General features: G+C 64.5%; 18 protein-coding genes. 11 read left to right on the plus strand and 7 right to left on the minus strand.

What is annotated here, in order from left to right:
* Positions 1–38: 38 nt before the first annotated feature.
* On the minus strand, positions 39–464 hold the full coding sequence (locus HB675_RS19295) for a helix-turn-helix domain-containing protein (RefSeq protein WP_213880466.1): 426 nt from the start codon (positions 462–464) through the stop codon (positions 39–41).
* A 101-nt stretch (positions 465–565) separates the two neighbouring features.
* Between HB675_RS19295 and HB675_RS19300 the strand changes: the two genes are divergently transcribed.
* From HB675_RS19300 to HB675_RS19340, 9 genes are all read left to right on the plus strand, one after another.
* Positions 566–1,414, plus strand: coding sequence for an SDR family oxidoreductase (locus HB675_RS19300; RefSeq protein WP_213880468.1), 849 nt, complete (start codon positions 566–568; stop codon positions 1,412–1,414).
* A 381-nt stretch (positions 1,415–1,795) separates the two neighbouring features.
* Positions 1,796–3,349 carry a TolC family protein gene (locus HB675_RS19305; RefSeq protein WP_213880469.1) on the plus strand — a complete coding sequence of 518 codons (1,554 nt, stop codon included), beginning with the start codon at positions 1,796–1,798 and terminating at the stop codon, positions 3,347–3,349.
* A complete protein-coding gene (locus tag HB675_RS19310) occupies positions 3,346–4,263 on the plus strand; it encodes an HlyD family efflux transporter periplasmic adaptor subunit (protein WP_213880471.1) in 918 nt (305 codons plus the stop codon). Before HB675_RS19305 ends, HB675_RS19310 begins: the two co-directional genes overlap by 4 nt.
* Before the next feature lie 4 nt (positions 4,264–4,267).
* Positions 4,268–5,647 (plus strand): HlyD family efflux transporter periplasmic adaptor subunit, encoded by a 1,380-nt coding sequence (locus tag HB675_RS19315; protein ID WP_213880473.1) that lies wholly within the window; start codon positions 4,268–4,270, stop codon positions 5,645–5,647.
* 2 nt (positions 5,648–5,649) lie between these two features.
* Entirely contained in the window at positions 5,650–7,764 is a 2,115-nt protein-coding gene (locus HB675_RS19320; RefSeq protein WP_213880475.1) for an HlyD family efflux transporter periplasmic adaptor subunit, read from the plus strand.
* Between the two features lie 28 nt (positions 7,765–7,792).
* Positions 7,793–8,776, plus strand: coding sequence for a tripartite tricarboxylate transporter substrate binding protein (locus tag HB675_RS19325; protein ID WP_213880477.1), 984 nt, complete (start codon positions 7,793–7,795; stop codon positions 8,774–8,776).
* A gap of 15 nt (positions 8,777–8,791) precedes the next feature.
* Entirely contained in the window at positions 8,792–9,781 is a 990-nt protein-coding gene (locus tag HB675_RS19330) for a tripartite tricarboxylate transporter substrate-binding protein (RefSeq protein WP_213880478.1), read from the plus strand.
* Positions 9,782–9,840: 59 nt separating this feature from the next.
* A complete protein-coding gene (locus tag HB675_RS19335; RefSeq protein WP_213880479.1) occupies positions 9,841–10,824 on the plus strand; it encodes a tripartite tricarboxylate transporter substrate-binding protein in 984 nt (327 codons plus the stop codon).
* A gap of 60 nt (positions 10,825–10,884) precedes the next feature.
* On the plus strand, positions 10,885–11,898 hold the full coding sequence (locus tag HB675_RS19340) for a tripartite tricarboxylate transporter substrate-binding protein (protein WP_213880480.1): 1,014 nt from the start codon (positions 10,885–10,887) through the stop codon (positions 11,896–11,898).
* Here HB675_RS19340 and HB675_RS19345 read toward each other — a convergent pair.
* The 4 genes from HB675_RS19345 to HB675_RS19360 all read right to left on the minus strand — a co-directional run bounded on the left by HB675_RS19345 (position 11,895) and on the right by HB675_RS19360 (position 17,555).
* Positions 11,895–12,356: a hypothetical protein gene (locus tag HB675_RS19345; protein WP_213880482.1), complete on the minus strand. Its 462-nt coding sequence runs from the start codon at positions 12,354–12,356 to the stop codon at positions 11,895–11,897. The two genes, HB675_RS19340 and HB675_RS19345, sit on opposite strands and share 4 nt — an antisense overlap.
* Before the next feature lie 138 nt (positions 12,357–12,494).
* Positions 12,495–15,131, minus strand: a complete 2,637-nt coding sequence (locus tag HB675_RS19350) for a GAF domain-containing protein (RefSeq protein ID WP_256737613.1) — start codon at positions 15,129–15,131, stop codon at positions 12,495–12,497.
* A gap of 98 nt (positions 15,132–15,229) precedes the next feature.
* Positions 15,230–16,363, minus strand: coding sequence for a glycerate kinase (locus tag HB675_RS19355; RefSeq protein WP_213880483.1), 1,134 nt, complete (start codon positions 16,361–16,363; stop codon positions 15,230–15,232).
* Between the two features lie 91 nt (positions 16,364–16,454).
* A complete protein-coding gene (locus HB675_RS19360; RefSeq protein ID WP_213880485.1) occupies positions 16,455–17,555 on the minus strand; it encodes a sugar diacid recognition domain-containing protein in 1,101 nt (366 codons plus the stop codon).
* A 162-nt stretch (positions 17,556–17,717) separates the two neighbouring features.
* On the opposite strand from HB675_RS19360, the gene HB675_RS19365 reads away from it, so the two are divergent.
* Positions 17,718–18,728, plus strand: a complete 1,011-nt coding sequence (locus HB675_RS19365) for an aldo/keto reductase (protein ID WP_213880487.1) — start codon at positions 17,718–17,720, stop codon at positions 18,726–18,728.
* Between the two features lie 988 nt (positions 18,729–19,716).
* Positions 19,717–19,854, plus strand: coding sequence for a hypothetical protein (locus HB675_RS19370; RefSeq protein ID WP_213880488.1), 138 nt, complete (start codon positions 19,717–19,719; stop codon positions 19,852–19,854).
* 100 nt (positions 19,855–19,954) lie between these two features.
* Here HB675_RS19370 and HB675_RS19375 read toward each other — a convergent pair whose 3' ends face one another.
* Positions 19,955–21,343, minus strand: coding sequence for a heavy metal sensor histidine kinase (locus HB675_RS19375; RefSeq protein WP_213880490.1), 1,389 nt, complete (start codon positions 21,341–21,343; stop codon positions 19,955–19,957).
* Entirely contained in the window at positions 21,316–22,011 is a 696-nt protein-coding gene (locus HB675_RS19380) for a heavy metal response regulator transcription factor (RefSeq protein ID WP_213880494.1), read from the minus strand. Before HB675_RS19380 ends, HB675_RS19375 begins: the two co-directional genes overlap by 28 nt.
* Positions 22,012–22,144: the final 133 nt, after the last annotated feature.

The raw sequence follows: 22,144 nt of genomic DNA on the forward strand, positions 1-22,144 counted from the left end.
CGTCCCGGTCATCAATCGGCCAAGAGTGAAGGCTTGCATCATGAATCGTGTTGCATGCCTGCACCCGCCCCCTGCTGGCGGTTCTCGCGCAGGGACATGATCTGCGGCAGCTTCTCTTCGATCCAGTCGACCATCGTTTCCAGATGCAGTGCAGCCTCCTGGCCCAGTGGAGTCAGGCGGTATTCCACGTGGGGCGGGACCACGGGCAACGCCTTGCGATCGACCAGGCCGTCGCTTTCCAGCCCTTGCAGAGTCTGGGACAGCATCTTCTCGCTGACCCCGCCGATCTTGCGCCGCAGGTCGCTGAAGCGGTGCATGCCGCCCAGTAGCATCACCAGCACCAGCACGCCCCAGCGGCTGGTCATGTGCTTGAGCACCTCGCGGGACGGGCAGTCAGCCTGGAGAACATCGCCGCGACGCACCGCGACGGAGAACGGTACGGAGAATTGTTCGGGAGCGCTCATCGACACTTACCTTTGGGTACGTACTTACAAATAGTTAGCTAGAAGCATAGGGTGATTGCTCCGGTCTTTTTAATCAAGATCCACTTATCAAGGAACACATCATGATCGCAATCACCGGTGCCAGCGGCCAATTGGGCCGTCTTGTCATCCAAGCCTTGCTGGCCAAGGTTCCCGCCCACACTGTCAGCGCGTTGGTCCGCGACCCGGCCAAGGCCGAAGACCTGGCCGAGCTGGGCATCGACGTGCGCCATGCCGACTACAGCCAGCCCGAAACCCTGATCTCGGCGTTCGAGGGCATCGACAAGCTGCTGCTGATCTCGTCCAACGAACTGGGCCAGCGGGCCATTCAACATCAGGCCGTGATTGACGCCGCCAAGGCGGCTGGCGTGAAGCTGCTGGCCTACACCAGCGTGCTCCACGCCGACACCTCAAGCCTGGGCCTGGCTGCCGAACACGTGCAGACCGAACAGGCGCTGAAAGCCTCGGGCCTGCCTTATGCGGTACTGCGCAACGGCTGGTACAGCGAGAACTACCTGGCCAGCGTGCCCTCGGCTCTGGAGCATGGTGCGCTGCTGGGCAGTGCCGGTGAAGGTCGCATCAGCTCGGCTCCCCGGGCCGATTATGCCGAAGCGGCGGCGGTGGTCCTGACCGCCGAAGGGCAAGCCGGTCACGTCTATGAACTGGCCGGTGACAGTAGCTACAGCTTGGCCGAGCTGGCCACGTTGGTCAGCGCAAAAGCCGGCAAACCGGTGCTCTACAAGGACCTGCCCCAGGCCGAATTCAAGGCGGTGCTGGTCAGCGCGGGGCTGCCCGAGCCGATCGCCGATCTGCTCGCGGACTCCGATGCGGCCGCCGCCAAGGGGGCATTGTTTGATGACAGCAAGGTATTGGGCGGGTTGATCGGGCGCGGGACAGTGCCGATCGCGGCGTCATTGGCAGCGATTGGCTGAAGCTGTGCGCAACGGTCATCGCGAGCCAGCTTGCTCGCAATGACCGTGCGAGCGGCCTGCGGTGTCTCTTGATGAGATGCCAGGCCTGCACATCGCGGCGCGCGCGACACCTGAAAACCAACACCCCACGCCTGAACTGTCCGCTAAAACCCAAAAAACCCCGACCGCTCATCGCCCCACAGCCCCTTTCGCCCGTTCTGTGACGCCCGTCACACGCCAATAAAACCACGTCAAATCCTAGACTTACCGGTCTTTCCCAGCTGTACCCCCCATTCCCCCCAAAACGCATGGCCATCATTTAGCTATCTTTAGGTTGGATCCGGCTTGCCGATCACTACAACAACAAACTTCATCTGCGATCCAGGTGGTACAGGAAGACTCATGTCAGATCTCACCCGCCAGACGTTGCGTCCAGGCCGCCGCTGGACCTTGGCTTTCACCGTCGCCCTCTGTGTGACGATGTCGGCCTGCACCATCGTCCCGCAGCCGCTGGACGTGGATGCACAGGCGCTCAAGCTCAAAGCCGGTATCGACAAGACCATCGGCGATGAAGAACCCGTCACCGGCCCAATCTCCCTCTACGAGGCCATGGCCCGTGCATTGAAGTACAACCTGGACCAGAAAATCGAACTGGCGGACGAGGAGTTCCACCAAAAGCAACTGGACCTCAACAGTGCTGGCATGTGGCCGACCATCGCAGCCTCCTTCGGCCAGGCCGGGCGCAACAACGAGGCCGGTTCCAGCAGCAAATCCTTGCTGTCAGGCCGGCAGTCCCTGGAGCCGTCGACCTCCTCGGACCTCGACGGCCAGACCGCCGATCTCACCGCCAGTTGGGACATCCTCGACTTCGGCCTGTCCTATGTGCGTGGCTTGCAGGCGGCCGATGAAAAACTGATCTCGGCCGAGAGCCGGCGCAAGGTCATCAACCGCATTCAGGAAGACGTACGCACCGCCTACTGGCGCGCCGTGAGTGCCGACCGCACTTACAAGAAACTGGTGGACCTGGAAGCCCTGGCGCAAAAATCGCTGTTGCAGACCCAGCAACTGGAAGCCCGCCGCCTGGTGCCGCCGTTGACCGTGCTGTCCTACCAGCGCGACCTGCTGCAGGTGCAGGGCGATGTGCAGAAGCTGCAACGGGAACTGGCGCTGTCGAAAAACCAGCTGGCGGCGCTGATCAACCTCAAGCCCGATGCGCGCTTCTCCCTGGTACTGCCGGACCGCACCGACGTGGTCCCGGAACTGCCGGGTTCCTCGGACGAAATGTTCATGGTCGGCCTGCGCTTTCGCTCCGAGCTGCGTGAAGGCGGTTACCGCGCGCGCATCAACGAAAACGAAATCAAGGCGTCGTTGATCCGTGCCCTGCCCAGCTTCAAGGCCGCCATCGGCATGTCCTACGACTCCAACTCCTACCTCTACAACGACCAGTGGAAGCACTACAGCGGCCAGCTGAGCTGGAACCTGATCAACCTGTTCCGCTACCCGATGCAGAAAAAATCGCTGATTGCCGAAGGCAAGGTGATCGAGCAGCGCCAACAGGCGCTGACCCTGGCGGTGATGACCCAGATCCACGTGGCCCGGGTACGCTTCATCCGTTTCTCGCAGGAGCTGGGTACGGTGCGCAGCGCCGAGGAAGTACAAGAGCACATCCTCGAACTGTCCCGTGGCGGCTTCAAGGCCCACACCGTCAGCCAGCAAGCGCTGGTGCGTGAAGAAATGAACGCGATTCTCTCCGAGATCCGTTACGACGCTGCCTATGCCGACGTGCAGAACGCCTACGCCAACCTGTACGGCTCCATGGGCCTGGACAACTTCAACTACGACGTGCGCATCGATGCGCCCATCGCCGACATCGCAGCCAAGCTCCAGGAGCACTGGAGTGAACGGGCCAGTACCTTGCCCCGGATGCCTGAACCCGCAGGGAACCCGACACTATGAACGGCACACTCGCAAAAACCCTCAAACTGAGCGCTGTTGCCGCCGCCGTCGTGCTCGCCTACGGGCTGCTGGCGTCGCCGCAGAACACGCCGGCCGACGTCACTGCCGTGGCTGTGGCCAACGCCGCCGAGGCGCCGACGGTGGTCGTGCCGGTGGTGTCCGTCGAGGATCTACAGCGCCCGGCCGTGGCCGCCCCCGTCTCCACCGCCCACGCGCCTGACAACAACGCCGCAACGTCAGCGGACAAGCGCGATGCCCGTGGCCTGGTGCGCGCGGTGCACGAAGCCACGCTGTCGGCAGGCATGGTCGCGCAGATCGTCAAGATGCCTTTCGCCGAAGGCGCGGCCTTCAAGAAAGGCGACGTGCTGGTGGAGTTCGACTGCAACCGCCCGCTGGCCGAGCAACGGGCCGCCACCGCGGCCCTGGCGGTGGAACAGAAGACCGTGGAAACCAACGAAGAGCTGGAGCACTTCAACTCGATCGGCAAGTTCGACCTGCTGATCTCGGTGTCGAAGATGAACAAGGCCAAGGCCGAACTGGAAGCGCTGAATGCACAGATCAGCCAGTGCAAGATCGTCGCGCCGTTCACTGGCCGTGTGGTGGAGAACAAGCTGCACCTGTATGAATCAGCGTCCATGAGCCAGCCGTTGCTGCGCATCGTCGACACCACCAACCTGGAACTGGACGTAATCGTGCCATCCCAGTGGCTGCAATGGCTCAAGCCCGGTGACAGCTTCTCGTTCAAGGTCGACGAGACCGGCACCATGGGCAAGGCCGTGGTCGATCGCCTGCTGCCCACCGTCGACCCCGTGAGCAAGACCATCAAGATCATCGGCAAGCTCAACGACGCCTCCGGCAACCGCACCATTCCCGGCATGAGCGGCACGGCGTCGTTCAAGAGCACGGAGTCCTGAGTTTATGAGTGTCAATGTCCAGCTCCCGCCCAATTTGCCCAGCGACTCGGACAAGGCCCACCGCGCCGCCCTGCACCTGCTGACCCTGGAGGCCGAAGTCCGCCAGCAGCCGGACGCCGCCAAGGTGCTGTTCCACCTGATCAACAACGTGCAACAGATGGTGCCGTATGACCAGGGCATGGTGTTCAGCCGGGTCCACCCACGCACGCCCTTGCACCTGAGCCAGGTCTCCGGGTTGCCGGTGGCCGACCGGCACACGCCGCTGGCGCGGGGCCTGCAAGGGTTACTGCGCGAACAGGAGCGCGGCGGGCGCCTGGGCGCCCTGCTGGCCCTGGAACTGCCCGTGGGCAAAGGGGCCACCAGCGAAAGCGAAGCCTTGGCCGAGTTTCCCCTGCGCCACGCTGTCTGGCTGCCCCTGCAAGCCACCGGCACGCGTCTGCAGAGGGGCGTGCTGCTGCTGCGTACCACCCCCTTCACACCCCGCGAGCAAGTGATGCTGCAACGTCTGGCCGACACGTACAGCCATGCGCTGCGGGCCTTCGGCAAACAGCGCAGCCTGCTCGACCGGCTGCCCTGGTCGCGGCGCAGCCTGGTGATCGCCGTGGCACTGGTGGTGGGCGCAGGCCTGATCCCGGTGCGCTTGAGCGTGATGGCGCCGGTGGAAGTGATCGCCGAACAGCCCTACATCCTCACCGCACCCATCAACGGCGTGATCCGCCACATTTTGGTGGCGCCCAACAGCCTGGTTCAGGCCAACCAGCCGCTGGTGCAGTTTGAAGACATCCAGCCGCGTAACGAGATGGTCGTCGCCCAGCAGCAACTGGCCGTGGCCGAAGCCAAGGACACCCGCACCTCGGCCGCCGCCTTCAACGACGCCCAGGCCTCCCACGACACGGCCATTGCCCGGGCCGAGCACGACCTCGCCCGAGTCAGCTACAACTACGCCCTGGAAGTGCTGCAGCGCACCCAGATGAAAACGCCCATCAGTGGCATGGCCGTGTACAGCGACCGCCGCGACTGGGAAGGCCGCGCGGTACAGGTGGGCGAGGAAATCCTGCAAGTCGCCGACCCGGCGCGCATTGCCTACCGGGTCGACCTGTCCACGGGCAACGCCATCGAGCTGGCGGTGGGCAACCCGGTGAGCATCTACCTGGAAAGTTCGCCCATGGGCGGGCTCAAGGCCCAGCTGCGCTCGGTCAGCTACTCGCCCCACACCACCCCGGCCGGTGTCACCAGCTATACGGTGATCGCCGACCCGCAGAGCGGTGAAACCCCGCGCATCGGTGCCCGTGGTACGGCGCGGGTCTACGGTGACTACGCGCCGCTGGCCATTCAGTTGCTGCGCCGGCCGCTGGCAGCCGCTCGCCAGTTTCTGGGGGTGTGAGCATGATCGCCAACGACGCCGTGCTGCCACCGCTGCGCCAGGAACTGCGCCTGGAAACCGCGACCGCGACACCGGAAGGGGCGCCGCGCTGGCGCTTGTACGACCCGCTGCAACATCGCTTCTTTCTGATCGGTGAGGCCGACGTGTCGCTCTTGTCATTGTGGGCCAGTGGCACCGTCGGCGCCTTGCGCAAGGCGCTCTGGCGTCAGCAGCAATTGCTCGATGAACAGCTGCTCGAAGGCTTGATGCGCTTTCTCGGCGATCACCACCTGTTGCAGACCGGTGGCAAACAAGCCAACGCCAAACTCGCCGAACAGCGCGCCGCCCTCAAGGGTCATGGCCTGCGCGGCCTGGTCAACAAGCTGCTGGCCTTTCGGATGCCGCTGTGGAACCCGCGCCCGCTACTGGCCCGCTGCCTGCCGGTGATCGACCTGGTGGGTCAGCGCTCGATGCTCTGGGTGTGGGGTCTGCTGACTTTGCTGGGGCTGTACCTGACCAGCCGCCAATGGGATGACTTTCTCAACACCTTCAGTGATTTTCTCTCGGTCAAGGGCGCCTTTGCCTACGCCTTAGCGCTCGCCGCACTGAAAGTCTGGCACGAGCTGGGCCACGCCTACATGGCCAGCCGCCACGGTTGTCGGGTGGGCAACATGGGCGTGTCGATCTTCATGGGCGTGCCCATGCTCTACACCGAGCTAGGCGACATCGCCCGGGTCGACAACCCGCGCCAGCGCATGTGGATCGCCGCCGGTGGCGTGCTGGCCGAAAGCCTGGTAGCCGGCCTGGCCACTCTGGCGTGGGCGATTCTGCCTGAGGGGACCCTGCGCAGCGTGGCCTTCGTGATCGCCACCTCAAGCTGGGTGACGAGCCTGGTGATCAACCTCAATCCGCTCTCGCGTTTCGACGGCTACCACTTCTGCAGCGATGCCCTGCGCATCGAAAACCTGCAACCCCGCGCCTTGGCCTACGGCCAATGGGCCATCGGCCGAGTGCTGTTTGGCGCAGTCGAAGCGGCGCCCGAGCCGGTCACAGGCAAGCGCGCCACTTTTTTCATCGGCTACGGGGCCATGGTCTGGCTGTACCAGATCAGCCTGAGCCTGAGCATCGCCTGGTTCACCTACAAGAGCATCTTCAAGACCGCCGGGGTGATGATCCTGCTGTACACCCTGTGGCACTTCGTCGGCCGCCGGCTGATGCGGGTCGGCAAACACTGGTGGCGCCTGCGCGAACGGGTCGGCGTGCGCCGCCGGTTGGGGCTGCTGGCCACCGGCGTGGTGCTGGTGCTGCTCTGCCTGTTGCCGCTGGACCGCCATGTGGACGTGCCGGTGATGCTCGGCTGGCAGTACGAAACCCCCATCCAGGCGCCGGAAAATGCCCGTATCGAAGAGATTCTGGTCACCCCCGGCAGCCACGTCGAGGCCGGGCAGGTGCTGATGCGCTTCTGGTCGCCGGAACTGGACAGCAAGCGCGAGACCGCTCAGGCCAACCTGACCATCGCCACCGAGCGCCTGAACCGTATCGGCGGCGACAGCCAGGATCGGGCGCAGGCCATGGTCTTGCAGCAACAGCAGTTGCAAGCCGAAGCCGACCTCAAGGGCCTGGCTGCCCGGGCGCGGATGCTGCAGTGGCGAGCCCCCAAGGCCGGGGTGGTGGTGGATATGCCGACCAACGTGCAGGTCGGTCAGTGGGTGCGCCCCGACACGACCCTGGGCCGGGTGCTGGAAAGCAGCGCCCAGGACGCCAGCGGCTTTGCCCCGGAGAAGGACCTGCCACGCCTCAAGATCGGCGCCAGCGGCGAGTTTCTGCCGGATGAGCCGAGCCTGGCCCGGCGTCCGGTAAGCATCACCGGCATCGACCCCAACGCCAGCGAATTCATCACCCCCGACAGCCTCAGCTCACGCTATGGCGGCCCCATCGGCACCCAGCCCAACGACAAGGGGCGCTCGGTGCCAGTGCAGGCGCAACACCGGATCAATTTCACCGTCGACGGCGAACCAGACAGCGAGTTGCCGCAACGCATTCGTGGCCAGGTGCGTATCGATGCAATACCGCAAAGCCTGGCCAGCCAGGTCGTGAACCACCTGTGGCAGCTGTCGATGGCTGAACTGCGGGACTGATAAAGAATACTACCCAGGTTGCACACGCATGATTACGCGCAGACACTTTTTAGGCAGGACGGCCCTGCTGGCGGCTACCGCTCTGGCCGGCCGAGCCCTGGCCGACCCGACCGATGCCGGCAACCGGATGCTGTTCGGCTACCCCTACGGCGCGGTGGGCAGCAAGCTGGCCAGCGCTCTGCTGCCGCTGCTGGCCGCCGAAGGCGGGCCCAGTTATCACCTGGTGAACCAGGAAGGCCGCAACACGCGGCTGGCCAGCGAGACGGCGGCCCACGCGACGCCGGACGGTTCGACCCTATTGCAGGCCATTTCGTCCTCGTTGACGCTGGTGGCTTCGATCTACAAGGACGTCAAGTTCGACCCGGTCCACGACTTCACCCCGCTGGCTTGTGTCGGCGAATCCCCCTACGCCCTGGCCGTGGGCTCGATCGTGCCGCGCTCGGTCACCGATCTCAAAGGCTATCTGGACTGGGTGGAGCAGAACCCGGACTTTCGCACTATCGGCGTGTCGGTGTATGGCACCGTTGGCCACCTGGCCGTGCGCACACTGGCGGTGGACACCGGCACCACCCTGCGCGCCCAGCCCTACCAGGGCACCGTGCCAATGATGACCGACCTGCGAAATCAGCAGCTGGCGGCCGGCATTCTGGCCCCCGGCAGCGGCGCCGGCATCGGGCCGCAGGCCGACATCCGCTCCATCGGCGTAACCAGCCGCCAGCGTCTGTTTGCCTGGCCCGACCAGCCGACCCTGGCCGAACAAGGCGCCAGCAATATGGATTTCATCAACTGGTTTGCCTGGTACACCCAGGCAGCCGTCCCCGCCGCCAAGCTGCAAGCCCTGCATCAGGCGATTGCCCGCATGCAGGCCTCACCGGCCTACGACACCACGCTGAAAAATCTGCTTCTTGCACCTGCCTCGCTGTCCCCGGAGCAGATCACCGCCCGCCTGCGGGATGAAACGGCGCGCTACAAGGCGCTGGTGCAAAGCTTCAACATCACCCGATTCGACTGAACAGGAGTGTGTGTCATGTTTGACCGCCGTCGCTTTCTTCGTGCTAGCGGTGCCCTGCTGCTGGGTGCCCAACTGCCTTCAGTTGCGTCAGCCGCCACGGCGGGAAACCGGGCGCGCTTGATTTTCGGCTCTCCAGCCGGCGCCGCCGGGACCGAGCTGGGCCAAGCCTGCATGGCCATTCTCAACGCCCGTACTGGCACCGATTACGTCTTTGAAAACGTCGATGCGCGCAATTCGCGCACTGCCGCCTTGCAGATCAAGAATGGGGCGCCGGATGGTTCGCAAATGCTGCTGACGCAGTCGACTTCCCTGGTCATGGCGCCCGCCATCTACAAAAGCCTGGGCTATGACCCCTTGCTGGACCTGTCGGCCGTGACCAGCCTGGCGGACTGCACGTTCTCGCTGACCCTCGGCCCGGCCGTCCCGGCCAACATCACCCGGCTGGACCAGTACGTGGAATGGGTCAACAGCAACCTCGACCAGCGCGATGTGGGCTTCGCCAACTACGGCTCCCAGGGGCACCTGGCGACGCTGATGCTGGCCCGCAGCAAATCCGTGCCGCTGGAGCCCCGCGCTTATCAGGGCACCTTGATGCTGTACAAGGACCTGCTGGCCGGCGGCCTGGCGGCCGGCATTACCCACGCCGGCGACGGCAACGCCAACGTCTGGGCCACCGGGCGCCTGCGCTCGATCGGCGTCACCAGCGCGCAACGCACCGCGCACTGGCCCAACGTGCCGACCCTCGCGGAACAAGGCGTGACCGGGATGGACTTGAGCAGCTGGTACGCCTGGTATGTCGCCGCCTCGACGCCCAATTCGGTGCTCACGGCCCTGCGGGACAAGGCCCGGGTCATGAAAAACAGCCCTGAGTTCGGCACGGTTATCAAGCAGATGAACATGACGGCGCTGGACCTGGACCCGGCGGCACTGGCCCAGCGGGTCATCGCCGAAACCGCCAGTTACCGCTCGCTGATCCTCAACTACGGTATCAGACCACTGGACTGATGGGATCCGCATTCTCTTCTATACTGGCAAAGGGCAAGCAGTCCCGCCAGGAGGCCCCGATGATTGACCGCAGACAATTCGTGCAACGCGCCGGTGCCCTGATGTTGGGCGCGGCCTTGCCAGCAGTGGGTTACGGCTCTGCGAGCGCCCCAGGACGGCTGGTGTTCGGCATTCCCGCGGGCTCGGTGGGTGCGCGCATTGCCGAGGTGGCATTGCGCTTGATGGCCAGCCAATACCAGCTGGACTATCGCCTTGACGTGATCGACCAGCGCAACACCCAGGACGCCTCTGAAACGGTGAAGGCCGCTCGACCCGACGGGACGACACTGTTGCAGGCGCAATCGGGTTCGATGGTGATCATGCCCAATCTGTATCGCAAGCTGAACTACGACCCGGTCGCCGACTTCACTCCCTTGGCGGTGCTGGGCGAATACCCGTTCACCCTGACCGTGGGCCCGGCGGTGCCGGCCAGCGTCACCGACATCGACGGCTATATCAAATGGGTTACCGCCAATCCCGAATACCGCGATCTGGGTTTCGCGATCTACGGCTCCCAGGTTCACCTGATCAGCCTGATGCTGGCCCGCAGCAAGGAAATCGCGTTGCGTCCGCTGCCGTACAAGTCGCCGCGCTCGCTGGCCGAAGACATCCAGAGCGGCTCGCTGGCGGCGGGTATTTCCCTGGCCGGTTCCGGCGCTGCGGCCGGTATCAACAGCAACATCCGCACCCTGGCCATCAGCAGTTCCAAGCGGGCGGAGCAAATGCCCAAGGTGGCAACGTTTGCCGAGCAGGGCCTGCCGGAAATCAACCTGACTGGCTGGTACGCCTGGTTTGCGCCTGCCCACACGCCCCCGGCAGTGGTGCAGGCGCTGCACGAGAAGATTCTGGGCATTCAGACCTTGCCGGATTACCAGAAAATGCAGAACTCGCTGGTCCTGAGCCCTCTGGCCTTGACCCCCGAACAAATCGTCGCGCGAATGCGCCAGGAACTGGTGACCTACCGCGACCTGATCAATCGTTATGGCCTGAGTCAGATGGCCTGATGTGCACACCCGATAAATGGAGCTGTACGGGTCGTCACGTTCGCATGGAGCAAGATGAACATGAAAAGAAGATCCTTCCTCACCGGCACCGCCGCAGCGCTGTTCACCCTGCGCTCGGCACGCCTGTTCGCCGCGTCGCAGCCGGCCAAGCGCCTGATCTTCGGCTCACCCTCCGGTGCCGTGGGCGGCAAGCTGGCCAGTGGCGTGCTGGACATCATCAACAAGCACTTCAACGATGACTACACGCTGCAGGTGATCGACACCCGTAATACGCTGCAGGCCACCGAGACGGTCAAGGCAGCGCTACCGGATGGCAACACGCTGCTCCAGGTACAATCCGGCGCCATGACCCTGTTCCCCAGCACCTACAGGGGTCTCAAGTACGACCCTGTCGCCGATTTCGTGCCGCTGGCGATCATGGCCGAATACGCCTTTACGTTGACGCTGGGGCCGGCGGTCCCGGCTACCGTCACCAACGTCGATACCTACCTGGCATGGGTCAACCAGAATCCCGACTACCGCGACCTGGGATTTGCCCTGTATGGCTCGCAGTCCCATCTCATGGCGCTGATGCTCGCGCGAGAAAAGGAAGTGGCCTTGCGCCCACAGTCCTACAAGACCGCCGACGCGATGCTGCAAGACCTGCAGAAACAGAACCTCGCCGCGTGCATCACCATCGGCGGCAACACCTTGGGCATGGGGCCTGGGGTCCGCACCGTGGGCATCAGCAGCCCGACGCGGCTGGAGTCCTGGCCACAGGTCGCGACGTTCGCCGAACAAGGGCTCAGCCAGTTGACCATGCAGGGCTGGTACGGCTGGTTTGCCCCTGCAGGCATGCCGGCTGCCGCCGCCCAGGCGCTGCGCGATCAGATTGTCGCCGCGCAGAAAACCCCGGAATTTGCGGCGTTGGAACAACGCTTGCTGGTGACGTCGGTACTGGCCAGCCCGGCGCAGATCCGCGAGCGCATGAGCCTGGAGACCACGGAGTTGCACTCGTTGGTGAAAAGCTATGGTCTGACCCAGATGGAAGCGGCCAGCCGGCCGCTGCCAGATCGCTTCGCCACGATGGTCTAGCTGCCCTTGCAGCTGCGGCGGGTGTCCGAGGCGACCAAGGCGTTGGCCGCCGCCCCACTGAAATTGCTCGACGCGTAATCCATGCCCGAGACACTGACGTCGACGACTTCCAGACAGTGCACATCCGAGCCGGTCCACAGGTGATGATCCACCAGTGGACCGACTTTGATGCCGGCATCGTAAGGGCCGTACAGCGTGACCACGGCAGCACCCCGGGGTCCGCCGCCTTTGACCGGGTTGCCGCCGGAATCGTAGGCCTGAACCTGGATCTGTATCTGGCGCAGCGGCTGCCTGGAGATGTTGACGAAGTTGATCGCCAGGTCGACAGAGTCGCTGCTGCTGTCGTAAGACGCTTGCAGACCGGTGATTTCGATCGGCCGGCCGTCCACGCTCCCGCCGCCCCCCGAACTGCATCCTGCCACGATGAGACATACCGCGACGGCCCAGTGCAACTTCATGGATTCCATCCCTCTGCCGTTTGTTGTCAACACTCAAGACTAGTCGAGCAGCGGATGTTTGCGAGCCGGGTTTTCAAGCAGGTCAATGAGCGGGCGAAGGGGCCTGAACAAACGCTACAGGTGCGCAGACAAACGCCGCTAGCCCTTGACCTCCAGCATCTCGGCAATCCGGCTCGCCAGCTCGGCCATGACAAAGGGTTTGGTGATGACCTGCATGCCAGCCTCCAGGCTGGCGCTGCCCAACGCCGCCGATTCGGCAAAGCCGGTGATGAACAACACTTTCAAGCGCGGGCGCGAGACCCGGGCGGCGTCGGCCACCTGGCGGCCGTTCATGCCGCCGGGCAGGCCGACGTCGGTGATCAACAGGTCGACCCGCACCCCCGATTGCAGGATGTCCAGTCCGGCCTGGCCGCTGTCGGCCTGCAAGGTGCGGTAGCCGGCTTCTTCAAGCACTTCCACCACCAGCATGCGCACGGTCTCTTCGTCGTCGACCACCAGCACCTGCTGGCCGCTGCCCGCCACCCATGGCGCTGCCGGGTCTTGCGTTTCGCTCGGCACCTCGCCGCTGTAGCGTGGCAAGTACAGGCTCAAGGTAGTGCCCTGCCCGACACAGGAAAACACCTCCACCTGGCCACCGGACTGGCGCACGAAACCATGGATCATCGACAGGCCCAGGCCGGTGCCCTGACCGATGGGCTTGGTGGTGAAAAACGGATCGAAGATGCGTCCGACAATGTCTTCGGCAATTCCTGCCCCGGTGTCGCTGACCGCCACCCGCAGATAATCCCCCGGCGCAAGGTCCAGCTCGACGGCGGCCTGGCCCTGCAAAGCGACGTTGCGCGTCTCGACGCGGATGACACCACCGCCCGGCATGGCGTCGCGGGCGTTGATGGCCAGGTTGAGCAAGGCGCTCTCCAGTTGCGCGGCGTCGATGCGTGCCGGCCACAGGCTGCTGGCGGCGGCCACCTCGATGCGGATGGCCGGGCCGACGGTGCGGCGAATCAGGTCCTCCATGCCGAACACCAGACGATTGACGTCGGTGGGCTTGGGGTCCAGGGTCTGTCGGCGGGAGAACGCCAGCAGCCGCTGGGTCAAGGCCGCTGCACGCTGGGCCGAGCTTTGCGCGCCCTTGATGAAGCGCTCGATGCCCTGGGTGCGGCCCTGGCTCAGCCGCTGATCCAGCAGCTCCAGGCTGCCGATGATCCCCGCCAACAGGTTGTTGAAGTCATGGGCGATACCGCCCGTCAACTGCCCCACCGCTTCCATTTTCTGCGCCTGGCGCAAGGCTTCATGGGCCTGAGTCAATTCCAGGCTGCGCTCGGTGACGCGCTGCTCCAGTGTCTCGTTGGCGATCTGCACCTGTTGGAACAGCCGCGCGTTGTCGATGGCGATAGCCGCCTGGGCCGCCAGCGCCGTCATCAGCGCTTCGTGCTCGGCGGTAAACTGGTCCGGCTCGGGATGGCCGAAGAACAGGCCACCCAGCACTTCACCGGAGCGCGACACCACCGATACGGCGAGGTAACTGCGTACCGGCAGGTGGCCTTCGGGCATGCCGTGATGGGGGGCGCTGCGGCCATAGCGCGGGTCACGGGCGATGTCGTTGCTGCGCACCACCCCACGGTTGTTGAAGGTGGGCGCGAACACCTCGGTGGCCCGTGGCCGGCCTAGCCGGGTGAAGGCTTCGCGGTCGGCGCCGGACAGGGTGAACAGGTGCAGGCGCTCGCCGGTTTCGTCCCACTGGTTGTGAAAATACGCACCGAAGCGCGCGCCGCTGAGTTCGACTCCGGCGTCGGTGACGGTCTGCACCACTCGTTCCAGGTCCAGGTCGCCGGCCAGCACGGTGTTGATCCGGTGCACCGTCTGCAGGGTCGCCAGGGCCTCGCGCAGGCGCTGCTCGCTGGCCTGCAGCGTGGCTCGAGCCTGATGCATTTCAGTGACGTCGTGGCCTTCGCAGAAGATCCCGAAGACCTGGCCCGCTTCGTCCGTCAAGGGCTCGTAGATGAAATCCAGGTAGCGCTGTTCGGGCGGCTGCCCCGGCGGCGTCAGAAGAATCGGCGTGCGCTCGGCAACAAAGCGCTCGCCGCTACTGTAGACCCGATCCAGCCACTCGTAGAAGCCCTGGCCCAGCAGCTCCGGGAAGACCTGGCGGATGGTCTTGCCGACGAAATCACGCTCGCCGAACAGCCGCACGTAGGCCTTGTTGACGAATTCGAAGACATGCTCGGGGCCGCGCAGCACCGTGATGAACCCCGGCGCCTGCTCAAACAGCCGACGCTGGCGCGCCAGTTCCAGCTCACGCTGGCGCTCGGCAAGCACCCGGACCGAGGTCTCGTGGCCCTGGTTGAAAACCCCGACCACCGCGCCGTTTTCGCCGCGAATCGGGGTGAAGCTGTAATTCCACCAGGTGTCGGTGGCCACCCCGGCGCGGTTCATGAGCAGCCGCTGGTCGAAGGTGGAAAAGCCTTCGCCGCTGGCCATGACCAGTGCCAGCTGCGGGCCCACCACCGCCCAGATGTCGCTCCAGACTTCCTGCGCCGGGCGACCCAGGGCCCAGCCATGGCGCTCGGCCGGGATCGGCGCCCACGCGTCATTGTAGAGCAGACAGAGCGTCGGTCCCCAGTAGATGGCAGTGGGAAAGCTGGAGTTGAGGCAGATGCTCAGGGCCGAGCGCAGCGATTGCGGCCAGTCAACCGGTGCCCCCAGTGGGCTCGAAGACCAATCATGGGCGCGGATGCTCGCGCCCATCTCGCCCCCACCCAACAGAAAGTCCAGCATGGATGCGTCAAAGACCTGAAATTGAATGCGCGCCAGTCTACGGAAAAACCGCCGGGTGAGCACGTGAATCGAGGGACCCGCGGGTCACCTTTGGGGCGCTACATGGCCAACCGCCAAACCCGGGCAACGTCCCGGGCCCGCTCGCGCAGCAAGCGCTCGGCGTTGTCACAGGCAAACTGCAAGGTCATCGGCCCGCTGGCCACGGAAAATGCCGCGCTGATGCCGTGCTCGTACAGCGCTTCGTAACCCTCGCCCAAGGTCCCGGCGATGACGATCACCGGCACCCCGGCCGCCTGGGCCACCCGGGTCACGCCCAAGGGCGTTTTGCCACGCAGGGTCTGGGCGTCGAAGCGTCCTTCGCCGGTGATGACCAGATCGGCATCGCGCACCGCGTCAGCCAGCCCGGTGAGTTCGGCCACCACCTCGACCCCGGGGCGGAAGGTCGCGCCTAGAAACGCCTTGGCCGCAAAGCCCATGCCGCCCGCTGCACCGCTGCCCGGCTCATTGCGCACGTCACGGCCCAGTACCCGGGCGCTCCGATCGGCGAAATGCCCAAGGGCCTGATCCAGCGCCAGCACCTGGTCCGGGGAAGCGCCCTTTTGTGGGCCGAAGACGTGCGAGGCGCCATGTTCGCCGCAAAGGGGGTTGTCGACATCGGCGGCCACTTCGAAACGCACCCGGGCCAGGCGCGGATCAAGCCCTTGCAGGTCCAGTTCGACCAGTTCGCTCAGGGCCAGGCCACCGGGTGGCAGTTCGGCGCCCTGGGCATCGCGCAGCACCGCACCCAAGGCCCGGAGCATGCCGCTGCCGGCGTCGTTGGTGGCACTGCCACCGATGGCGAGGATGATCCGCGTGGCACCCGCCTCCACCGCCGCGTCGATCAACTGGCCAGTGCCATAGGTACCGCTGATGCAGGCGTCGCGCTCGGCCAGCTCGACCAACTGCAGGCCGCTGGCTTCGGCCATTTCGATGATCGCGGTACGGGTTTCGGCCAGCCAGCCCCAGCGGGCCATGACCGGACGGCCCAGCGGACCGCGGACGGTCAGGCGGCGCGACTGGCCGGCGCAGGCCGCCAGAATCGCGTCCATGGTCCCTTCGCCGCCGTCTGCCATTGGGCACTGCAACAGGTCGGCCTGGGGCCAGACCTGGGCCAGGCCCTGGGCAATGGCGTCGGCCACGCCGGCGGCGCTCAGGCTGTCTTTGAAGGAATCGGGGGCAATGACGATTTTCATGTGCGGGTTCTCCGGGTCGATGGCCACATGCTGCCAGTCGCCACGCCGTGGCGCGTCTGGCCCGTGCACAAGGGTCAGCTGAAGTTCTTGTTCATTTCGACAAAGGCAGCAGTTGCACGCCGATATACAGGGCAAGCATGCCTTGCAAACTCATGGGGTCCAGGCCGCTGATCTCGGCCACTCGCTCCATGCGGTAGCGCAGGCTGTTGCGGTGGATGCCCAGAGCGTCGGCACAGCTCTGGCTCTGGCCATCGTGCTCGCACCAGGCGCGCAAGGTACTCAGCAGCTGACCGTTGCTGTCGCGAGCCATCACCCGCTGCAGCGGCTCGATCCATTCTTCCAGGGCATCGTCGCTGCGATGGCGCCACAACAGCGTCGGCAGGCGGTAGCGCTCCAGGGGCAAGATCTGCACGTCGGGCAGGACATCACGGCCATAGGCGAGGAGGTCGGCGACCCGGCGGCAGTGGCGGCGCAGGCTGTGCAAATCCATCGCAGCGCCCGCCACGGCCATGCGCTGCACCGGCCAGCCCTGGGTGGCCAGTCGTTCCAGCAGCCGTGCAGCGTCCAGTGTCATTTGTGCCGGATGACACCAGAGCAGCGAAGTGGCAGTCAGGCTCACGCACCAACTGTCGGCGTAATGACTGCTCAGCCAGGCCGCCAGCCCTTCGGTGCTCTGGGTCGGGGCCAGCTCCAACAGGCAGGGGGTGCGCGACAATTGTGGTTTGAGGCCCAGCTGGCGGGCCTCCTCCAGCAGGCGCGCACCATCGCCAGCGCCATTGAGCAGCAAGCCGAGCACGTCGTCGCAACGTTGTAGCCGCCATTGCCGCTCGGCCTGCATGTGCCGCTGGGCCACCAGCATTTCCGCAGTCATGCGCACCAGTTCGGCGTAGATCCGCACCTGTTCAGGGTCGCCCGTGATCCCGAGCACACCGATCAATCGCTGGTCCAGCAGCAGCGGCAGGTTCACCCCCGGTTGCGAACCCTTGAGGCAGGCAGCCGACGGGAGGTCGATCTCGACCACCCGGCTGTTGGCCAGCACCAGTTGCGCGCCCTCGTGGCGAGTGTTGATGCGCTGGGCTTCGCCGCTGCCCAGGATCAGCCCCTGGCTATCCATGACGTTGACGTTGAAGGGCAGGATCGCCATGGCACGGTCGACGATGTCCTGCGCCAGGTCGTGATCGAGTTCGAACATGATCCGTACAGCCTTGGGCCAATGGCGAGCGTGGCAGGATAGCCTGCACGGCCCGGCGCGGCCACTGGCAGAAAAATTCATGGCCGTGGGGGTGCCTGTCTGTCGGCAACCATGGCATAACAGGCGCCACGCATTCTTCTCCATCGACAAAGGGACTTCGACATGCTCTACCGTGCACTCGGCCAATCCGGTCTTCAGGTCAGCGCCCTGACCCTGGGCAGCATGATGTTCGGCCAGCAGACCGACGTCGAAGCATCACTGCGCATCATCGACAAAGCCTTTGACCAAGGCATCAACTTCATCGACACCGCCGACGTCTACAACGCCGGACGCTCCGAGGAAGTGGTCGGTGAAGGCATTGCCAAACATCGTGACCACTGGATTCTCGCCACCAAGGTGGCAATGGGCCCTGTGGACGGCCTGCCGAATCGGGCGGGCCTGAGCCGCAAGCACCTGTTCAATGCCGTGGACGGCAGCCTGACGCGCCTGGACACCGACTACATCGACCTTTACTACCTGCACCGCGACGACCTCATGGTGCCACTGGAAGTCACGGTACGGGCCATGGGCGACCTGATTCGCGCGGGCAAGGTGCGCCAGTGGGGGGTCTCGAACTTCCGTGGCTGGCGCATTGCCGAAATCGTCAACGTCGCCAGGCAGCTGGGGGTCGAGCCACCGGTGGCCAGCCAGCCGCTGTACAACATCGTCAACCGCCAGGTGGAAACCGAACAACTGACCGCTGCGGCCTATCATGGCCTGGGTGTGGTGCCGTTCAGCCCCCTGGCCCGTGGCGTGCTCAGCGGCAAGTACACGCCGGGGGCCGAACCTGAAGCCGGCAGCCGCGCCGCGCGACAGGATAAACGCATCCTGGAAGTGGAGTGGCGTCAGGAGTCCTTGGCCATCGCACAGAAAATCCAGGCCTACACTGCCGCCAAGGGCGTGGGCATCGTCGAGTTCGCCATCGCCTGGGTGCTCAACAACGCGGCGGTCAGCTCGGCCATCGTCGGGCCTCGCACCGAGGCGCAATGGGACACCTACGGCAAGGCGCTGGAGGTACGGATTGATGCAGAGGATGAGGCATTTATCGATTCGCTGGTGACGCCGGGGCATGCCTCTACCCATGGGTTCAACGATGTGGGGCATTTTGTGAGTGGGCGGGTTTTGGTGGGGTAGACGGGTTGTGGGTCGGCATCTCTTGGAGGCCTTGATGAGGTGCCATGACATGCCCATGACTCGATGAAGATGCCGGATAAGCTCACGCGATCCAAATTTCAGTGGGCTGATCCGCGCTGTTCCGTTCGGCCTGCTGAGGGCGCGGACAATCAAGATCAACTGCAGATTGCGGCCGGCTCTGGCTCTGGCTCTGGCTCTGGCTTTTGATCTGCTTGTGATCTTGACTGTCCGCGCCCTCAGCAGGCCGACTGGAGCAGCGCGGGAGTGGGGGGAGCGAGGCAGGAAGCCGAGCTAGCGCTGTAGGCCATGGATGGCCGTACAGCGCGACCCCCACGGAGCGATGCGCAAGGAGGGAACCCGTAGCGCAGCGAAGGGCCAATGCGGGTGCGGAGGCCTTTTGCTTCCTTTTGGGCCTTTCCAAAAGGGAGTCGCTGTAAAAGCGAAAGGGGCCTTCGGCCACCCTGGAGATGCCGGATAAGCTAGCAGATTTCAATAGCAACTCTGAGATCGTCATAGGGACCTACTTGAAGATCGTCGTAACGACCCACATTTCGGTGAGCTAATCCGTTTTACGTGTTGGTGCAGACTCACCTTTTCGCCCTTACGGCGACTCCCTTTTGGAAAGGCCCAAAAGGAAGCAAAAGGCCTCCGCGCCCGCATTGGCCCTACGCTACGCTCCGGGTTCCCTCACTCCACAGCGCTCCGTGGGGTCGCGCCGTACGGCCATCCATGGCCTACGGCGCTAGCTCGGCTTCCTGCCTCGCTCCCCCACTCCCGCGCTGTTCCGTTCGGCCTGCTGAGGGCGCGGACAATCAAGATCAAAAGCAGATCAAAAGCTAACAGCTAACAGCTAACAGCTAACAGCTAACAGCTAACAGCTAACAGCTAACAGCAACAGCAACAGCAACAGCAACAGCAACAGCAACAGCAACAGCAACAGCAACAGCAGCCGGGGCAATGGCCTTGCAGCCATCCCTGGCCGGGCAACGTGCGCGAATTGGAAAGCGTGATAGGGCGGGCGACCCACGTGGCCAGTGACAGCTTGTTCCAGCCGGAGGACCTGCTGCTGGAACTGGTGCAGAGTCGACCGCGCGAGGCCGTCGCCAGCGCACCCGGCCCGGGCTGAACCTGGCCTCCCAGGAGGCCAGTGCGATCATCACGGCCTTGCGCGATAACCGGCCATGGTCGAAAGGTTCGAGATGCAAGGCCGGCCAAGTCACGGACTGCTACACAAACTCCAAAGTAAAACAAATCCGCCCAGGCATCGGCTGAACCACACGCACCGCCCCGCCATGCAACTGCATGATCGCCGCCACAATCGCCAACCCCAGCCCATTGGAGTCCGAGCTCTGATGGCGCGAGGCGTCCCCCCGGTAAAACCGGTCGAACAGCCGGCTCAGCGCCGCCTCGCTCAACACCGGGCCCTGATTCTCCACCTCGATGCGGCAGCCACCGCCCACCGTGGCCACGCGCATGAGTATCTCGCTGCCTTCGTCGGCATAGCGAATGGCATTGGCCACCAGGTTGCTCAACGCCCGGCGCAGTAGTAGCGGGTCGGCATTCAAGGTCGCGTCCCCGGCCGCATGCAGGGTCATCTGCCGCTCTTCGGCCAAACCTTCGAAATACTCGGCGATGCGCTCCAGCTCATCCTGCATGCACAGGGACTGGCGCTGCAGCGCCGCCTGGGGTTCGTCGGCGCGGGCGAGGAAGAGGATGCTTTCGACCATGCGCGAGATGCGTTCCAGCTCTTCGAGGTTGGACGCCAGCAGGGTCTGGTATTCGTCCTCGCTGCGGGCCTGGCGCAGGGCGACCTGGCAGTGGCCCATCAGCGAGCCCACCGGGGTGCGGATTTCGTGGGCCAGGTCGGCGGAGAACTGCATCAAGCGCTGGTAACCGTTGGCAAGACGGTCGAGCATGGCGTTGTAGGCGTCGCTCAGTTGCTGCAACTCGACCGGGGTGTCGTCGCTGTTCATGCGGCTGTCCAGCCGTGCCGGGGTGATGTCGGCGGCGTGCGCCGCCAACTGCCGCAACGGGCGCAGGCCGCGGCGCAGCAGCACATAGCCCAGTAGCGCGGTGATCAGAAAGGCCAGGGCTACGGCCAGGTAGATGCGCTGGCGAAACTCCGCCAGCATGGCCATTTCCTTGACCATGATATGCGCGGCGGTCAGTTGCACGCTGTGGCCGGCGGAATCAGTCAGCACGCTGGCGGCGCGTAACGGCACCCCCGAAGGCGACATGCCGGTGCGCAAGTGAGCATCGGTCAGTGGCTCGCCCTGTTGCACCACCGGTAGCGGCGGCAAGATGGCGTGCAGCGGGTTGACCATGATCACCGGTGGCTGGCCCGGCTCTTCAATGGTGAAGATGTCGTCCTCGCTGTCGAGCATGTTTTCGAAGATCTGCGGGCTGCTCTTGAGCTTGTCCAGGGTCACGTCGTAATGCAGCAGCTTGCGAAAGTGGTCCAGGCGCGCCAGCACCGCGTGGTCGCTGCGCAGCAGCACCGAGGCTTTCATCGACTCGTACAGGTAGAAGCCCGCCCCCGCCACGGTGAGCATCGCCACCAGGGCGAAGGCCAGGGTCGAGCGCAGGGTCAGGGAAGGGGGGCGTCGGGTCCGCATGGCCGCACCTCACAGACGTAACCGATGCCGCGCACGGTGTGGATCAATTTGACCGGGTAGGGCAGGTCGATCTTGGTGCGCAGGCGCTTGATCGCCACGTCCACCACGTTGGTGTCGCTGTCGAAATTCATGTCCCAGACTTCCGAGGCAATCTGCGCCCGCGACAGCACATCGCCTTCGCGGCGCAGGAACAGGTGCAGCAACGAGAACTCCTTGTTGGTCAGCACGATAACCTGCTGCTGGCGGGTCACGCGGCGGCGCAGCAGGTCCAGCTCCAGGTCCGCCAGGTGAAAGTGATCGGCCTCGCGTACCGAGCCCCGACGCAGGATGGTACGGATGCGCAACAGCAATTCGGTGAAGGAAAAGGGTTTGACCAGGTAGTCGTCGGCGCCCAGTTCCAGACCGCGAATGCGGTCCTGCAACTGGTCGCGGGCGGTGAGGAACAGCACCGGCACGTCTTGGCGGCCGCGCAGCACTTCGATGATCTGGAAGCCGTCGATGCCGGGCAGCATGACGTCCAGCACGATCAGGTCGTAGCGAGTTTCCAGGGCCATGTGCAAACCATCGGCGCCGTGCTGGGTCCAATCGACGTTATAGCCGGATTCGCCGAGGCCCTTCTTCAGGTACTCGCCGGTCTTGGTGTCGTCTTCTATCAGCAGGATGTGCATGGTCTGGGGTCGCTGCAAGCGGCATCGGGACTGGAGTTTAACCAACTGGCGCACCGGCAGCGGTTACATTTTTGTAATCCGTGGCGCGACCCGGCGAATGACACAAATGTCATCCAAGGGTCATCGTGGAGTC

Source organism: Pseudomonas sp. dw_358, from assembly GCF_018449655.1.
Classification (GTDB): Bacteria; Pseudomonadota; Gammaproteobacteria; order Pseudomonadales; family Pseudomonadaceae; genus Aquipseudomonas.